Source organism: Streptomyces sp. NPDC001514, assembly GCF_053597075.1.
On the sequence record NZ_JBSFHO010000051.1, the window covers coordinates 13,127 to 29,198 of the forward strand.

Here is a 16,072-nt window from a genome sequence, read left to right on the forward strand (position 1 = left end):
GAACGGGTGGGCACAAACCCGCCCACCGGGGCGAGCCACGACCGGTGACCACGCCCGGGGACGCGCAGGGGTCGTGTTCGGGACACTAAAGCGTGATTTGTGGCGCGCGGCATGGGCGATGACTGGTGGGTCCGGGGTTTGCGCGCGCCGTACGGGGGTCCGGGGGTGTCCCCCGGAAAGGCACAGCATGCCGTCCCGGATACGAGCCCCGGAGCGGACCCGGACGGCAACCGACCCGGCACGGGGCACCCCCGACCACCCAGCCCGTCCGGCGCTTGAGGACGGACACACCGGCCCACCCGGCGGCACCGGGCACACCGCACACCCGACCGCCGCCACGGCACCGGGCGCGCCGGTCCACGAGACGGCACCGGGCATGCGCCCACCCGGCGGTACCGGCACACCGTCCACCCACCGGGGCGCGGGGCGCCCACACAGGCACCGCGCACACCGCCGGAGGCACCCCAGGCGCTACGCCTGAAGCGTCGGACGCGGCGGGACGCCCGCCGCCACCGCGCGGCGGCGCGGAGCCGCGCTCCCCGTCCAGCAGGTGCCGCGGCGCGCGAGGAGCCGCCGGAGCCAGAGTTCCGTCGAGACCAGGTCCGCGAGGCCGTCCAGCGGGACCGGCTCGCCCTCCGACGCCGCGCGCAGCGCCTTGCGGACCACGCGCGCCTCGACGATGCCCGCGTCCGCGAGCAGTGGCGTGTCGAACAGCGCCAGCAGCTCGGGCAGGGCCAGCCGCAGACCGGATCGCGTCGCCGCCGTCGCCGCCGCCTGGGACGTCGCGCCCCAGCCGGGCGGCAGGTCGTGGATGCCCGCGCCCGCGAGGACCGACCTCAGGACCGTCGCCCGTGCGCCCGGCTGGACCCGGAGCGCCTCGGGCAGAGCGCGCGCGGCCCGGACGACCTGGTTGTCGAGAAAGGGCGCGTGCAGCCGCTGGCTGCGTACCTCCGCGGCCTGCTCCAGGACGCGGTGGTCCGCGGCGTACCGCGCCAGCGCGGCGCGCGCCCGCGCCTCCCCCGGCCGCTGCACCGACGTCGGCCGTGTCGCCGCCTCCTGCAGGCGAACCGATACTTCAGCGAGCGCCTCCCCCGTGAGCCACCGCGCCGCGGGACCCGGCCTGGACCAGGCGAGGGCGGCGAGGGACGCGCCCAGCGGCCCGTTCACCGCGGAGGTGGCCCGGTTGGCCGAGGGGAGGTGCGCCGCTGCGGACTCCAGGCCCGCCCGGTACGGCGTACGGGCCAGCCGCCGCGCCGCCCGGTACACCGTGAGCGGAACGAGCAGCGACCCCGCCGACGGCCCCTGCGCCCGCGCGAGCGCCGAGACGGGCCGGAGCAGCGGCCGTCGCCGGCGGTCCATCAGCAGATCGGCGAGCCGGGCGGGATGCGCGTCCAGGACCTGCCGCGCGCCGAGCCCCGTGAAGTGGTCCGCGCTGCCCGCGGCGAGCCTGCGCCGGTGCCGTTCCGCCACGACCAGGGAGGGGCCGGGCTCGTCCGTGAGCGGTCCGGACTCCAGGTCCGCGTACGGCAGCGCCTCCTCGCCTGCGGCGACGACGACGTGGTGCAGGCGCGGGTTCTCCGCGATGGACCGGGCCCGCTCCAGCTCGGCCTCCCACCCGTCGTCCGTTGCGAGGTCGTTGAAGGTGACGGCCAGCAGCCGCTCGCCCGCGCCCGTGCCGTGCCCGAGGATCGTCCCCGGCACCCCCGGCAGTCCGGCGGCGAGCAGCGCCAGCGTCCCGGAGGCGCTGCCTCCGGACAGGTCGGCGCCGATGCCGGGCGCGGGCGCGCCCCTTGCCGCGCGCCGTTCCGCCGGGCCCATCCCGGGCACGGGTCCGGGGTCGGGCGGCAGCGTCTCGGGCGCGTGCCGGGGGGCGGTGAGTCTCGCGCGTACGGCGTCGACGAGCGCGTCCCGCATCGCGTCCGTCGCCCGGTCCGCCTCGAGCTGGGGCGCGGCGACGGCGAGCGAGGCGACCGGTTCGTATCCGGTGATCTCGCGCGACCCTTCGCGCAGGATCAGCGCGTGCCCGGGCGGGATGCGTTTGACACCTGCGTACGGGGTGGAGTCGCGCAGCGCCTCCGGGGTCTCGGGGCAGGCGAGCAGCGCGGCGAGGTACCCGATGTCGAGCTGGGCCTCGATGAGGTCGGCCAAAGGCAGGGCGGCGGTGGCGTACGCCGTCCCGTTCGCCCATGGCGTGTAGAAGACGGGCCGTGCACCGGCCAGGTCTCCGGCGATGGTGATGCGGCGGCCGACCTGTACCACCGCCGTGTAGCTGCCCGCCCACGCGGTGAGATGGCGCAGGGCACCGCCCCGCGCCGCGAAGAGCCCCACGCGGAGTTCCTCGTCCGTGGCGGCACAACACCCCAGTACGGCAAGGCGGGTGAAGGGGTCGACGGTGACGACACGGACTTCGTCGGGCCGCCAGTCGCCCACGGCCCAGAGCGGATCTGGGTCGCCCCACAGCAACTGGGCGCCGACGGGATGGACGGTGCGGCTCTCGTCACCGGCTTTCGAGGGGCCGGTTCCGGCGGTGGTCCGGACAGATCCCGCCGTCCCGAAGCTTGCGGCGACACTGCTCCACCCCACCAGCCACCGCATCGCGCCTCCACAGCCTGTGGACAACCCTCGGCACCCTCGGACCACCCGATTCGGCACACCTCGATGAGGACATGCTGCCACGACAACGGCGTACAGGAGGGGCTCCGGGTCGCGCGCGCAAAAAGTGAACGCGCCCCTGGCATTGGCCATTTGCCGACGGTCCGCCGGACTCCGGCGCCACGCCCCCCAGGCCATCAACAGTGCGCGAACGGCGTGTCGGGGAAGGGCGACATTCGGCCATTTTCCGAACGCCAGGAAACCGAACACCAGTCCAGGCATCCAGTCGTACGCACAGTCCGGGAGGCACCCTTCGCCTCCCGGACCGCTCCGCCGCCCGCGGGGATTGAGGCGGCGGTGTTCCCCCAGCCCACTGGATCCCTGTGCCAGTGGGCCGACCCACGCAGCACTCATGGAAGCGCTCGCGCCACGGCCGGGCGAGAGCGCACGGACGGGCGCACGGCCACACACCGGGAGCACGAGGACGGCCGGGACCGACCCGGAACGCACAACAATCTCGCCATACGGAACACCGCCTCTTAACGGTAGGGATCCGGCGAACTACGCTGTGTGTCACTGCTGTTCTCCGCGGGGGGTGCATATTCCGAGGGGTTCGGCCACGCGCTCTTGCGGCGGGTGTCCGGGGCCCGCGGCGGAGCCGCCGGTGGATACCTCGCCCCCGGGGGAGAACGCAGTACGAATGCCGCGCGCGCCTGCACCGGGCGCCCCGGCGGCCGTCTGTGTGTCGAGGGGTGGCGCATGTCCAGGGAGCAACGCGGGCCGAACGACAAGCTCGGCACCGTTCTCGCCCTCGCGGGAATCAGCAACGCCGGCCTTGCCCGGCGGGTCAACGACCTCGGAGCGCAGCGCGGGCTGACCCTTCGTTACGACAAGACGTCGGTGGCCAGGTGGGTGTCGAAGGGCATGGTGCCGCAGGGCGCCGCGCCCCACCTCATCGCCGCCGCCATCGGACAGAAGCTGGGCCGCCCGGTGCCGCTGCACGAGATCGGCCTCGCGGACGCCGATCCGGCCCCCGAGGTCGGGCTCGCCTTCCCGCGCGACGTGGGCGAGGCGGTGAAGTCGGCCACCGAGCTGTACCGGCTGGATCTGGCCGGTCGGCGGGCAGGCGGCAGCGGGATCTGGCAGTCGCTGGCCGGTTCGTTCGCGGTGAGCGCGTACGCGACGCCCGCCTCCCGCTGGCTGATAACCCCCGCGGACCCGTCGGTCGAACGGAACGTGGAGCGCACGGCCGAGCGGACGGCGGAGCGTTCCGCGGACGGCGGCTCCGACGGGGCCGCCGCGGAAGGGGCGTCCGACGACGGCCATGTCCGCGTCGGCCACACCGACGTCGCGAAGCTCCGCGAGGCCGCCGAGGACGCCCGCCGCTGGGACTCCAAGTACGGCGGCGGGGACTGGCGTTCGTCCATGGTCCCCGAGTGCTTACGCGTCGACGCGGCGCCGCTGCTCCTCGGTTCGTACTCGGACGAGGTCGGCCGCGCGCTGTTCGGGGCGACCGCGGAGCTGACCCGGCTGGCCGGCTGGATGGCCTTCGACACGGGCCAGCAGGAGGCGGCCCAGCGGTACTACATCCAGGCACTGCGCCTCGCCCGCGCCGCCGCCGACGTCCCCCTCGGCGGGTACGTGCTGGCGTCGATGTCGCTGCAGGCGACATACCGGGGCTTCGCCGACGAGGGCGTGGACCTGGCCCAGGCGGCCGCGGAGCGCAACCGCGGACTCGCCACCGCCCGCACGATGAGCTTCTTCCGGCTGGTGGAGGCCCGGGCGCATGCGAAGGCGGGCGACGCAGCCACCGCCGGTGCCGCGCTGAAGTCCGCGGAGGCCTGGCTGGAGCGCTCCCGTGACGGCGACGCCGACCCGTCCTGGCTGGGCTTCTACTCGTACGACCGGTTCGCGGCGGACGCCGCCGAGTGCTACCGCGACCTCAAGGCGCCCCGCCAGGTCCGCCGCTTCACCGAGCAGGCGCTGTCCCGGCCGACGGAGGAGTTCGTACGGTCGCACGGGCTCCGGCTCGTCGTGAGCGCCGTGGCCGAGCTGGAGTCGGGGAACCTGGACGCGGCGTGCGCGGCGGGGACGCGGGCGGTGGAGGTCGCGGGCCGGATCTCGTCCGCGCGTACGACGGAGTACGTACGGGACCTGCTGCACCGGCTGGAGCCGTACGGCGACGAGCCGCGCGTGGCGGAGCTGCGGGAGCGGGCAAGGCCGCTGCTGATGGCGCCGGCGTAGGCCGTATATGCGGTACGGGCCCGGCCGTACCGACCCGTGTGGCGTGTCCTACCTGGTTTAACGCGATTGTCAGTGGGCCAGGGCATCATCGGAGGTCCGGGGGTGGTCGTCCCCGGACCAGCACAGCCGGGGTGGGAGGAGTGTCATGACGGCGGCATACGACTGCGACGTGCTGGTGATCGGCGGCGGGATCATCGGTCTGTCGACGGCGTACGCCCTGACGCGCGCCGCGCCCGGCACCTCCGTCATGGTGCTGGAGAAGGAGTCCGGCCCCGCGCGCCACCAGACCGGGCGGAACAGCGGAGTGATCCACAGCGGGATCTACTACCGGCCGGGATCGCTGAAGGCGCGGTTCGCCGTGCAGGGCGCGGCGGAGATGGTCAAGTTCTGCGCGGAGTACGGAATTCCGCACGAGGTCACCGGAAAGCTGATCGTCGCCACCGAGCGCGAGGAGCTGCCGCGGCTGCACGCCCTCGTGCAGCGCGGCAGGGAGAACGGGATTCCCGTGCGCGAGCTGGGCCCCGCACAGATCGCGGAGTACGAGCCGCAGGTCCGGGGTGTCGCGGCGATCCATGTCGGGACGACCGGGGTGTGCGACTTCGGGGCGGTCGCGGCGCAGCTTGCGGAGAGCTCGGGCGCTTCGGGCGCGCAGGTCCTCTACGGCGAGGAGGTCCGGGCTGTCGACCGGCGCCCGTGGGGCGTCGCGGTGCGTACGTCCTCTGGGGGTTCCCCCGCCGAAGGCAGGGGGAGGGTCGTCCGGGCGCGGGCCCTGGTGAACTGCGCGGGGCTGTACTGCGACGAGGTGGCGCGGCTCGCGGGCGACGAGCCCGGCATGCGGATCGTCCCCTTCCGGGGGGAGTACTACGAGCTGGCGCGCCCCGAGCTCGTGCGCGGGCTGGTGTATCCGGTGCCCGACCCGGCCTTCCCCTTCCTCGGCGTGCATCTCACCCGGGGCATCGAGGGCGGCGTCCACGTCGGTCCGAACGCGGTGCCGGCGCTCGCGCGCGAGGGATACGGCTGGTCAACGGTCCACCCGCGCGAACTGGCGGCGACGCTGAGCTGGCCCGGGTCCTGGCGGATCGCTCGCCGCCACTGGCGGTACGGAGCGGGTGAGCTGCACCGCTCTCTCTCGAAGCGTGCCTTCACCCAGGCGGTGCGTCGGCTGCTGCCCACGGTGACGGAGGACGACCTGCGGCCGGTGGCGGCGGGGGTGCGGGCACAGGCGGTGCTTCGGGACGGGACCCTTGCGGACGACTTCCTGATCAAGGAGGCCCCTCGCACGGTCCACATCCTCAACGCACCGAGCCCGGCGGCGACGGCGTCCCTTCCGATCGGCCGCGAGGTGGCGAGGCGGGCGCTGGCCCTCCTGGCGGGTGGGGCCTGACGCCCCCACGCCCCCTGCGGCGCGGCCGCCCATTGCCCGCGAGGTGGCGAGGCGGGCGCTGGCCCTCCTGGCGGGTGGGGCCTGACGCCCCCACGCCCCCTGCGGCGCGGCCGCCCATTGCCCACACGCCGCCGGGCGCCGCCGCCCGGTGAGCCTCGGTCGCCTGCGGCGAGCCCACGCGGCGGAGCCGCATATCGGCGCCCCCCGTGCTCCCCCGCCCGCGCCGTACAATCGGGGCATTGTGTCTGAGTTCGAGAACGTCACCACCAAGGGACCCCGGGCCAAGAGCGAGCCGCGGTTCCCGGGCGGACCCGCCGCCGATCCGGCCGGGTCGCACCATGAGCGCCGGATCCGCAGCTTCCAGCCACGCCGGAGCCGGGTGACCGCCGGGCAGGGCGAGGCGCTGCTGCGGCTGTGGCCCACATGGGGGCTGGACATCGACGGGCTGCGGACCCTCGATCTCGGTGAGATGTTCGACGGGCTGCCGGTCGTCCTGGAGATCGGTTTCGGCATGGGCGAGGCGACCGCTCAGATGGCCGCCGCCGATCCCGGCACCGGCATCCTCGCCGTGGACGTGCACACCCCGGGCCAGGGAAATCTCCTCGGGCTCGCGGACCGCATGGGCCTCACCAATGTCCGCGTGGCCAACGGTGACGCGATCATTCTGCTCCGCGAGATGCTCACCCCGGACGCGCTCGACGGCCTCCGCGTGTACTTCCCGGACCCATGGCCCAAGAAGCGCCACCACAAGCGCCGGCTGATCCAGCCCGAGTTCCTCACGCTCGCCGCGGGCCGGATGAAGCCGGGTGCGGTGCTGCACTGCGCGACCGACTGGGAGCCGTACGCCGAGCAGATGCTCGAGGTCCTCTCCGCGCACCCCGACTTCGAGAACACGCAGGTGGACGGCGGCTACGCGCCCCGGCCCGCTTTCCGGCCGCTGACCCGGTTCGAGGGGCAGGGCCTGGACAAGGGGCATGTGGTGCACGACCTGCTGTTCCGCCGCAGGGCACGGTAACGGCGCCGCGCCGACACCAGCCGGCCGGCCCGCCACGAAGCGCCGGCCTCGCGCCGGTCATGCAACGCCGGCCGTGTAGCGCCGGCCGTGTAACGCTGTCGCGTAACCCCGTCGCGCACTGTCAGTGCCCCTCGTTAGGGTCGTCGCGTGTCCGACTGGTCCCCGCAGCCGCAACCGGCGGCGCCACACCCCGCCGTCCCGGCGTGCGACGAACAGCCGCTGTTCGACGCCGTGCCGGCGCGTGCGCAATGGCGCTACCGGCCGAGCCGCGCCCTCTGGCGCAGCAAGGCCCTGCGCGCCGGGATCCTCGTCACCCTGCTCGCCCTCTCCGGCCTGGTCATCCTCGCGCTGGTGCGTGAGCAGACCGGCACCGAGGGCTTTCTGGTGGGCCTCGGTCTCGCCCTGCTGCCGGTCCCGCTGCTGATGGCGGCGTTCCGCTGGCTGGACCGCGTCGAGCCGGGCCCCTGGCGGAACCTGCTCTTCGCCTTCGCCTGGGGCGCCTGCGCGGCCGCGCTCGTGGCGATCATCGCGAACTCGTTCGCGACCCAGTGGATAGCCACCGCGACCGCCGACCCGACGTCCGCGGACACGATCGGCGCGACCGTCGTCGCCCCGATCGTGGAGGAGAGCGCCAAAGCGGCCGCCATCCTGCTCATCTTCCGCTTCCGGCGAGGGGACTTCACGGGGATCGTCGACGGCGTCGTCGTGGCCGGCTTCACCGCGACCGGCTTCGCCTTCACCGAGAACATCCTCTATCTCGGCAACGCCTTCGGTGAGGACCAGGAGTTCGGCCACTCCGGCTTCGCATCCGTCACCGCGGCGACCTTCTTCGTACGGATCGTGATGTCGCCGTTCGCGCATCCGCTCTTCACGGTGCTGACGGGCATCGGCTTCGGCGTCGCGGCGATCACGGCACGGCGCAGGAGGTTCCGCAGGACCGCGCTGCCCTTGCTCGGCCTCGCGATGGCGATGGGCATGCATGCGCTGTGGAACGGCTCGGGGGTGTTCGGCCCGTGGGGCTTCTACGCGGTGTACGCGGCGTTCATGGTGCCGGCCTTCGGACTGCTGACCTGGCTGGCGGTCTGGACCCGGCAGCGTGAGCTCCGTACGGTCGCGACCCAGCTCCCCGCGTACGCCGCGGCGGGCTGGCTCTCCCCCGCCGAGCCGCTCGCCCTCTCCTCCATGCGGGCGCGCACGATGGCACGCGACATGGCGGGCCGCACCCACGGGCCCGCGGCCGCCCGCGCCGTGTCCGAGTACGAGGCCTTCGCAACCTCCCTGGCCTTCCTGCGCCACCGCGCCCACCGCGGCACGGCGGGCCCGGACTTCGTGGCCCGCGAGCAGGAACTGCTCCACCACCTCTGGCAACGCAAGCACGTGGCGTCCCCGGCCCTCGTGTACGCGGTCCAGGCGGCGGGCGGGGTCTGGCTGCCGGCGCCTGCGCCGTACCGGGACTACGGGGGCTACAACCCGTACCGGGGATAGACCGACAGCCCTGGCGTCGGGGGGGTGCCGCCAGGGCTGCCGGGGCTGCCGGGTCGTACGAGCATGAGGGGACGCCCGGGAGTGGGCGCAGCCGATGTGAACGTCAAAGCGAAGCGTGAAGGCGAACGGGAACGCGAAACGCGAACGCCGAGAGTCGTACAGCGAACCGACGAATCAGCCAATCAGCGATTCAGCGAAACGACGAGTCGACGACTCAGACGCTGAGGCCCTTGTCCCGCAGCCACGCCGCCGGGTCCACTCCGTCGCCACCCGCCGTGTGCACCTCCAGGTGCAGATGCGGGCCGGTGACATTGCCGGTCGCGCCGACGCGTCCGATCGTCTCGCCCGTCGTGACCGTCTGCCCCACGCCGACGGTCATCGACGACAGGTGGCAGTACCAGACCTCGGTGCCGTCCTCGAGCTCCAGCACGATGCGGTAGCCGTACGACCCGGACCAGCCCGCCGACTTGACGGTGCCTCCGTGCACGGCCTTCGTCGGCGTGCCCGTGGGCGCGGCGAAGTCGAGGCCGGTGTGGTACCCGGAGGACCACATCGAGCCGGCCTGGCCGAAGGTCGAGGTGATCGTGTACGAGGACGTCGGCAGCGAGTAGCTCGCGGCGAGCTTGGCGAGCCGCTCGGCCTCCGCCTTGCGCGCCGCCTCCTCCTCGGCCAGCCGCTTCGCCTCCGCGGCCGCGGCCTCGGCCTCGGTCTGCTGGGCCTTCGCCTCCGCCGCAGCCTTCTCGGCAGCTGCCTTCTCCGCGGCCGCCTTCGCCTCGGCGTCGGCCTCGGCCTGCTGCTGCTCGGCCTGCTGGAGGATGCGGGCGCGCAGCGCCTCGCCCGCGCCGGTGGCGCTCTCCTCGCCGCCCTCGGCGGACGCCGTGTCGGCGACGGAGAGCGCGGTGAGCGGCGCCTCGTTCCGGTTGCCGTCCTGCTCGTCGGACTCGTCCGACATCAGGGAGCCCACACCCGGCAGCGACTTGGCGTCCGGGAGGTTGTCCGTGATGGTGTCGGGAAGGGATATGGAGACGGCGGGCTTGTCCTGCGCGGTGGCCATGCCGCCCGCGCCGACCGCGGCGATGACGCCGACTCCGAGGACGGTGGAGCTCCGGGCGAGTCCGTTGCGCTGCTTGACGACGCGGTGCCTGCCACGGACCGGGCGGACTGACTCCTCGGTCGGGTTCCACTCCTCCGTCCCGGCGGCGGGAGCCCACTCTGCGGTGGGAACCCACTCTGTGGTGGGAGGTTCTTGGAGGGCAGGCTCGTTGGACGCCACGGAGGCGTGCTCCTTTCCTTCCTTCTCGCCTACCGGGTTAGCTGACGGGTTCGGAGCAGGAAGGTCTCCTACGAGCACCGCGAAGTGCCCGATTCACCCCAATTGGTGGTTCCCCGGTTCCCTTACGGGATTCGGCGCGTGCGCACGGTGCCGTCTCTTGCGACGGCTGGGACGACCGCGCTGCGTTATCGAACGTTAATAGACACCGGGGTCCTATTCCAAGCTGTTCCCAGTGATCATTAACGATATTGGCCTGGACTTTCCGGCCACAAGAGGGGGGAATCGGGCGAGTTGACCCCACCACACCCACCCCACCAATTCTGACGGTGCATCAAATGTTATGCGGAGGGCTCCCTTTCGATTACGTTCCGTCGCGATTCAGGGAACCACCGGCATCGTCCGGCGTCGCTTCGGCTCCCGCTCCCCCGGCCGGCTTACCGCCAGCAGCGCCATGTCGTCCGTCGTCGCACCGCCCGTATGCCGCCGCACGTCGGCGACGAGCGCGTCCAGCAGTTCCTCGGGGCCGGGAAAGATACGGCCGCCCAGCCGCCGGCGCGGATCGTAGAAGACGCCGTGCGCGTCGCGCGCCTCTGACAGCCCGTCCGTGTAGAGCAGCAGCGTGGCCCCGGCCGGGAACGCCGCCTCGTCCACCCGGTCCGGCCAGGCGCCGAGATCACCCATGCCAAGCGGCAGCGCGGGCTCGCTCGGCTCCAGGATGTCCAGCACGCCGTCCGCGCGCAGCACGAGCGGCGGCGGATGGCCCCGGTTGACCACCCGCACACGTCCGTCGCCGATCGGGATCTCGGCGAGCGCGGCGGTGGTGAACCCCTCGAACACATCGAGCCCCGAGCGTCTCGTGCCCTCCCGCGCCAGCGCCCGCTCCAGCCGCCGCGCAACCCCCTCCAGCGACGGCTCCTGCTCGGCCGCCTCCCGGAACGCCCCGAGCACGACAGCCACCGCCTCGACCGCGTTCAGCCCCTTCCCCCGCACGTCCCCGACCACCAGCCGCACCCCGTACGGAGTGTCCTGCACGGCGAACAGGTCCCCGCCGATGAACGCGTCCGCCTGCGCCGCCTCATACCGCGCGGCGACCTGCAGGCCGCCGATCCGCTCGGCGGGCGAGGGCAGTACCGCCCGCTGGGCGGCCTCCGCGACGACGCGCGCGGAGGCGAGGCGCGCGCTGCCGCGGCGCACGATCCGATTGATGAACAGGGCCAGCACGGCGACGGTGACCACGGTCAGCAGCTCGGTCACCGACGGGATTTCGGTGACCGTGCCGTTGTACACCTGCAGTCCTGCCTCCGCCGCGACGGCGGCGACGCCGGCCAGCACGGTGTACTGCAGGGCGAAGAAGGGCGCGGCGACCAGCGGCGACGCGGCGAAGAGGGGAGAGGCGGTGTACGACGCCGGGGTGGCCAGATCGAAGAAGATCCCGCCGATGACGAGCAGCACGGGCAGCACCCCGACGATCCGGCGGCCGCCGTCACGACGCGGCGCGTCGCCGACGCTGCCATCGCCGATGCCGCCGTCGCCCGCGGGGCCGTCGCCGATCCGGCCGTCGCCCGCGGGGCCGTCGCCGACGCTGTCGTCGTCGATGCCGTCGTCGATGCCGTCGTCGATGCCGTCGTCGATGCCGTCGTCGCTGTCGCCTGCTCGCTGCCCCACCAAAGGTCTCCTGCCCGGTCCGCCCCACGGATGCGGACCTACCGCGCCCCACCCAGGCTGGCCGGAGCCGGGCCGCGCGGCGAATCGCCGTCGGCCAACCGGGCTACGTCCCGGGCGGCCGGCCGGTACCGCGGCGACAGGGCAGACGGTCCGAGCCGACGGTCACCAGGGGGCCCTCCTGGTGACCTGGTCAGGAGTACGGGCCTCAGTCGTCGCTGAGGTTGCGCTCCGCGTACACCTTCATCGCGTCGCGCACGAACGCCGCCGTGCCCTCCTCGTGCCGGTCGTAGTTCACCGTGAAGCGCGGGTCGGCGACGTACATCTCGCCGAGCCCGATGACGTACGACTTCGTCGGCGTGACCGTCACCGACAGCCACTCGACCTGCCGCTGTGCGATCGCCTGCGCCTCGTCGCTGTCCGGTGCGAAACCGTCCTTGAGCGCCTGCCCGAAGTCACGGGCGATCCCGGCCTGCCGGTCCTGGAAGGCCTGCTTCTCCTGCGCGCTGAGCGAGCGCCACCAGCGGTCGCCCTTCTCGTACGCGTCGCGGCCCCAGCGCCGGGTGACCTCCTCCTCGTACTGGGTGTGGTCGAAGCCGTCGAAGACTTCTTCCGCCATGAGTTCCTCTCCTCTCTCCGTGCGGTCGAGAGTGGTCCGCACCGAGGCGATCTGCCGCCCGATGCGCTCCCGCTCCTGCTCCAGCAGCCTCAGATGGGTGCGCAGGGCGGCGGCCGTGTCCCGCTGTCCTTCCAGGACCTGCGCGATTGCCGGCAGCCCGAGCCCCAGCTCGCGCAGCAGCAGAATGCGCTGCAGCCGGATCAGGGCGTCCTGGTCGTAGTAGCGGTAGCCGTTGCTGCCGATCCGGCTCGGCACGAGCAGCCCCAGCTCTCCGTAGTGCCTGAGCGTGCGGCTCGTCGTACCGGCTTTCCTGGCGATTTCCTGGATCGACCACTCCATGCCCTTCACGCTAGAACTTGACGTTACGTAAAGGTCAAGCGGCGGCGGGGCGGACGGTCGGCGGAATCGGCAGTGTCGGCAGGCGTCGGCAGCGTCCAGACGCGCCGAAGGCCCGGATCCATCAGGATCCGGGCCTTCGGCCTTCAGTAGCGGGGACAGGATTTGAACCTGCGACCTCTGGGTTATGAGCCCAGCGAGCTACCGAGCTGCTCCACCCCGCGTCGGTGAACACCACCTTACGCCATCGGGAGCAAGATCCACTCCCATTTACGGTCGCGGTGGCGTCCCGGGCAGTTCCGGGGCAGCTCCGGCACAGCTCGTGGGCGTTCCGGGAACGGTCCGGGCAGCCCTCAACCCACCGGCCGCCGGCCCTTCACCGGCCGCCGCCCCGGTCCCCCATTCCACGTCCTGTGGCCCGTGGGCCCTACTCGGCGACTTCCGTACGCTCCCACCACTCGTACACGGGCAGCCGTCCCTCCGGGCTGTCCTCATGGCGCGACGTGACCTTGAAGTGCTCGTACCCGCCGCGGTGCGGAATCTTCAGCTCCTGTCCGGGAGGAGTGATCGGCACGATCTGCCCCGCCAGATCGTCCGGGCCACCCTCCAGGAGTGCCTTGCTAGTCATAAGTCCAGTTTTCCCACGTCTGGCACCCGATGCACCTTGTCGGATCACATCGGGTCACAGCCGGTCAAGAAACGCGTACAGATTCCCCCTGGTGCGCTCGATCTGCTCCGCCACCGTGAGCGACTCCTGGAGGCGCCCTCCGGGCACCGGCTGCTTCCGGCCGCGTACGTAGAGGGAGCAGTCGAGGTCGGTGCACATGTACAGGCCGACCGAGTTCCCGTCGCGGCCCTCCTGGCCGGTCCTGGCGGCCGTCATGAGCGAGACGCCGTCCCCGGGGTGGGTCGTCAGACACAGCGAGCACATGCTGCGGTGCAGATAGCCCCGCTGCCGGGCCGGGAAGCGCAGGCACACCCCGATGAGCCGGCCCTCCCGCTCGGCGACGACATAGCTACGGTCGGGTGCGCCGGGGTCACGCCACCCCAGAAAGTCCAGGTCGTCCCAGGGCTGCTCCGCGAGATCGCGCGGCACGGCCAGCCGTTTGGCCTCGCCCTTCGAGCAGTTGACGAACGATGCGCGGATGTCCTGTTCGGTCAGTGCCTTCATGCAGTCGACGCTAGGCATGCCTAAACATATTAGGCAACAGGTTAATTACCTTAGGCAGAGAGGGCGCACTCCTCACGGCAGCTCGCGCCGGGCCGACGGCCTTCGCCCACGCCTCCATCGCCTTGGCCCTCGCCGGCCCGGCCGCTACGCGGCCACCCGGATCCCGTTCGACCCCGCGGTCGTCGCCCGCGTCCCCCGCCCAGTCCGCCGTTCTCCGACCAGGCCCGACAGAGTCCTGGCGGGGTTCCACCCGGCCAGGACCCACCCGTCACTTGGCGGCCCGTCAGCTATCTGGAGGCTGCCCCTCCGGGCTGATCGGCACCCCTAGTATGATCCGGCTGCACGGCGGCAAGGTGCCGGTCTGACCAACCGACTCCTGGTTCGCTTGCGTAGTGGCGGTTGGCTTTGCGTGCCCATGTGTCCCAGCCGACTGGCGGGTTGAAGTTCGCACCGACGCGCTATGTGCAGCCGCTACGTCTCACATCACCCGAGTATCTGCGCAGGCAGACGTGCGGGGTAACTTCTTGTTTTTGACGGGGGAACGAGTGGTTCGGGTTGTAGTAGTCGATGACGAGCCATTGATCCGCGCCGGCCTCAAGTACATCCTGGCTGCGGAAAACGACGTGACCGTTGCTGCGGTGGCAAGCACCGGGGACGCTGTGGCGGTGATCCAGGAAAACAGGCCGGATGTTGTTCTGCTGGATATCCGAATGCCTGACATGGACGGCCTCACAGTTCTTGCTGCGATCACCGAGATGGAGTCGCCGCCGGCTGTGTGCATGCTCAGCCGCTTCGACGCCGAAGAGCACTTCGCACGCGCGCTGGAGTGTGGCGTGGGTGGCTTCCTCCACAAGGAAACCGACTTGGAACAGCTGGGTGCGATGGTTCGCTTTCTCGCCGATGGCGGTCTGGCGTTGTCCGGTCGAGCAGGACGTGCGGCACGAGCCGTCCTTGAGGGCCACGGGGCCACAAAGGGTCCACAGATGGCGGGGTTGGAACCCTTGACTGCACGCGAGCGGGACATCTTGATCCTACTCGCCGAGGGATTGACCAACTGCGAGATCGCCGAGCGCCTGTACTTGGGCATCGGCACCGTGAAGGACTATGTCAGCTCCATCTTCTCAAAGCTTGGTGTGACCAACCGAGTCCAAGCAGCCCTTGCTGCGGAGCGAGCCGGGCTTCTGCCTGCCGTCGAGGGCGGGGAGGGCGTTCCGAAGCGCCCGATGCTCGTCAGTGCAGCGGCTTCGTAGCGGCCTCGGACCGGTACGCGCATGGGGACAGCCCGGATATGGACTTCCGGAAATTCCCGCCAACTGGAGGGTGGATCCAGACTCCTGACGGATGGTCCGGAGATCTGCTTCACGGCAGCCTTCGAGGGGCCATTCGGGCTGACGGGAAGAGCGTTTCGCCCTCTTCCCCATACGCGCAAGGAACAAAGTGAAGAACAAGATCATAACGGGCATCATCGTGGCGGCGCTCACCCTCGGCGCCGCTCCCGCGGCCCAGGCGGTGGACGTCATCCAGGAGCACAACATTGCCAACTGCTACTTCGACAAGAGCAAGACGGGTAAGGAGCGGGCGAAGTACTGCAAGGCGCTCGAAGGTCGTCCGATGACCAAGGCGGCCAAGAACTGCCTGCTGAGGGCGGGAGTCGGCAGCGCAGCCGCCCTGATCGTGGGTCGAGTCAACAAGAAGGCTGCGCGGGAAATCGCAGTCAACACGGTGGGGGCAGGCGCCGCAGCCTGCCTCTCCTCTCTGATCAACTGAGTCTGAGGTAAGTCAATGCTCCGTAAGGTTCTCGTTTTCGCCGTGTGGTTCGTCATCCTGGCAGCGGTCAACAAGTTCCTCATAGAACCGCTCTGGGGCGAACTCGTTTTCACAGCGGTCTCGACAGGAGCGATGGTCCATCTCCAGGGCAAGCTGGACCGTGGACGGGGCACTGAGGCTGCTTAGACATCAGGCCGCCAGGGCTGCCGTGCCTGGCGGCCTGGGGAGCCGTGGCTCGGCCGGGCAGCGGGCATGTGCCGGAGCGCCGTAACTCCTGTGCACGGGTGCGTCCGGGTCGGTACCACGGGGCCCATCACCGTGTCCCCGCCTTCCATGCCCAGCCGACTCCGGAGCGCGGGATTCTCACCCTGGGCACTCGCCCCGTACCGCCGCCTGCAGCCATGGCACGACGCTCCCCCTCTCACCTTCCTTAGGTTCTAACGATCACCGCAACACCCGACCTTCGGGGACGCGATGGCCTTCGAGATCCGAGAGATCCGGACACCGCAGGGGAAGAAGAAGCT

13 protein-coding genes, 1 tRNA gene and 1 riboswitch are annotated in these 16,072 nt (G+C 71.6%); of the genes, 7 read left to right on the forward strand and 7 right to left on the reverse strand.

The features are described 5' to 3' along the window. Positions 1 to 471: 471 nt before the first annotated feature. On the reverse strand, positions 472 to 2,595 hold the full coding sequence (locus tag ACWCXB_RS34490) for an asparagine synthase-related protein (protein WP_450728096.1): 2,124 nt from the start codon (positions 2,593 to 2,595) through the stop codon (positions 472 to 474). A 756-nt stretch (positions 2,596 to 3,351) separates the two neighbouring features. On the opposite strand from ACWCXB_RS34490, the gene ACWCXB_RS34495 reads away from it, so the two are divergent. The 4 genes from ACWCXB_RS34495 to ACWCXB_RS34510 all read left to right on the forward strand — a co-directional run bounded on the left by ACWCXB_RS34495 (position 3,352) and on the right by ACWCXB_RS34510 (position 8,720). Next, positions 3,352 to 4,836, forward strand: coding sequence for an MFS transporter (locus ACWCXB_RS34495; protein ID WP_450728098.1), 1,485 nt, complete (start codon positions 3,352 to 3,354; stop codon positions 4,834 to 4,836). A 145-nt stretch (positions 4,837 to 4,981) separates the two neighbouring features. Next, the gene (gene lhgO / locus ACWCXB_RS34500; RefSeq protein WP_450728100.1) at positions 4,982 to 6,220 is read left to right on the forward strand and encodes an L-2-hydroxyglutarate oxidase; all 1,239 of its coding nucleotides are present in this window, start codon (positions 4,982 to 4,984) and stop codon (positions 6,218 to 6,220) included. Between the two features lie 238 nt (positions 6,221 to 6,458). Then, positions 6,459 to 7,235 carry a tRNA (guanosine(46)-N7)-methyltransferase TrmB gene (trmB, locus tag ACWCXB_RS34505; RefSeq protein WP_450728114.1) on the forward strand — a complete coding sequence of 259 codons (777 nt, stop codon included), beginning with the start codon at positions 6,459 to 6,461 and terminating at the stop codon, positions 7,233 to 7,235. Between the two features lie 147 nt (positions 7,236 to 7,382). Beyond that, entirely contained in the window at positions 7,383 to 8,720 is a 1,338-nt protein-coding gene (locus ACWCXB_RS34510; RefSeq protein ID WP_450728102.1) for a PrsW family intramembrane metalloprotease, read from the forward strand. A 214-nt stretch (positions 8,721 to 8,934) separates the two neighbouring features. Here ACWCXB_RS34510 and ACWCXB_RS34515 read toward each other — a convergent pair whose 3' ends face one another. The 6 genes from ACWCXB_RS34515 to ACWCXB_RS34540 form a co-directional block, all read right to left on the reverse strand. Beyond that, positions 8,935 to 9,993 (reverse strand): M23 family metallopeptidase, encoded by a 1,059-nt coding sequence (locus tag ACWCXB_RS34515; protein WP_450728104.1) that lies wholly within the window; start codon positions 9,991 to 9,993, stop codon positions 8,935 to 8,937. Positions 9,994 to 10,004: 11 nt separating this feature from the next. After that, positions 10,005 to 10,140, reverse strand: a riboswitch (cyclic di-AMP (ydaO/yuaA leader). A gap of 231 nt (positions 10,141 to 10,371) precedes the next feature. Next, positions 10,372 to 11,544, reverse strand: a complete 1,173-nt coding sequence (locus ACWCXB_RS34520) for a PP2C family protein-serine/threonine phosphatase (RefSeq protein ID WP_450728116.1) — start codon at positions 11,542 to 11,544, stop codon at positions 10,372 to 10,374. Positions 11,545 to 11,863: 319 nt separating this feature from the next. Beyond that, positions 11,864 to 12,613, reverse strand: a complete 750-nt coding sequence (locus tag ACWCXB_RS34525) for a MerR family transcriptional regulator (protein ID WP_450728106.1) — start codon at positions 12,611 to 12,613, stop codon at positions 11,864 to 11,866. A gap of 147 nt (positions 12,614 to 12,760) precedes the next feature. Next, a tRNA-Met gene (locus ACWCXB_RS34530) sits at positions 12,761 to 12,834 on the reverse strand. A 203-nt stretch (positions 12,835 to 13,037) separates the two neighbouring features. After that, on the reverse strand, positions 13,038 to 13,238 hold the full coding sequence (locus tag ACWCXB_RS34535; RefSeq protein ID WP_385421137.1) for a DUF5988 family protein: 201 nt from the start codon (positions 13,236 to 13,238) through the stop codon (positions 13,038 to 13,040). A gap of 54 nt (positions 13,239 to 13,292) precedes the next feature. Continuing rightward, on the reverse strand, positions 13,293 to 13,781 hold the full coding sequence (locus ACWCXB_RS34540) for an FBP domain-containing protein (protein WP_450728108.1): 489 nt from the start codon (positions 13,779 to 13,781) through the stop codon (positions 13,293 to 13,295). A gap of 545 nt (positions 13,782 to 14,326) precedes the next feature. Between ACWCXB_RS34540 and ACWCXB_RS34545 the strand changes: the two genes are divergently transcribed. The 3 genes from ACWCXB_RS34545 (at position 14,327) to ACWCXB_RS34555 (ending at position 15,734) form a co-directional block, all read left to right on the forward strand. Beyond that, the gene (locus ACWCXB_RS34545; RefSeq protein WP_450728118.1) at positions 14,327 to 15,031 is read left to right on the forward strand and encodes a response regulator; all 705 of its coding nucleotides are present in this window, start codon (positions 14,327 to 14,329) and stop codon (positions 15,029 to 15,031) included. 187 nt (positions 15,032 to 15,218) lie between these two features. Continuing rightward, entirely contained in the window at positions 15,219 to 15,548 is a 330-nt protein-coding gene (locus tag ACWCXB_RS34550; protein WP_450728110.1) for a hypothetical protein, read from the forward strand. Between the two features lie 15 nt (positions 15,549 to 15,563). Next, positions 15,564 to 15,734 (forward strand): hypothetical protein, encoded by a 171-nt coding sequence (locus ACWCXB_RS34555; protein ID WP_450728112.1) that lies wholly within the window; start codon positions 15,564 to 15,566, stop codon positions 15,732 to 15,734. Positions 15,735 to 16,072 lie beyond the last annotated feature (338 nt).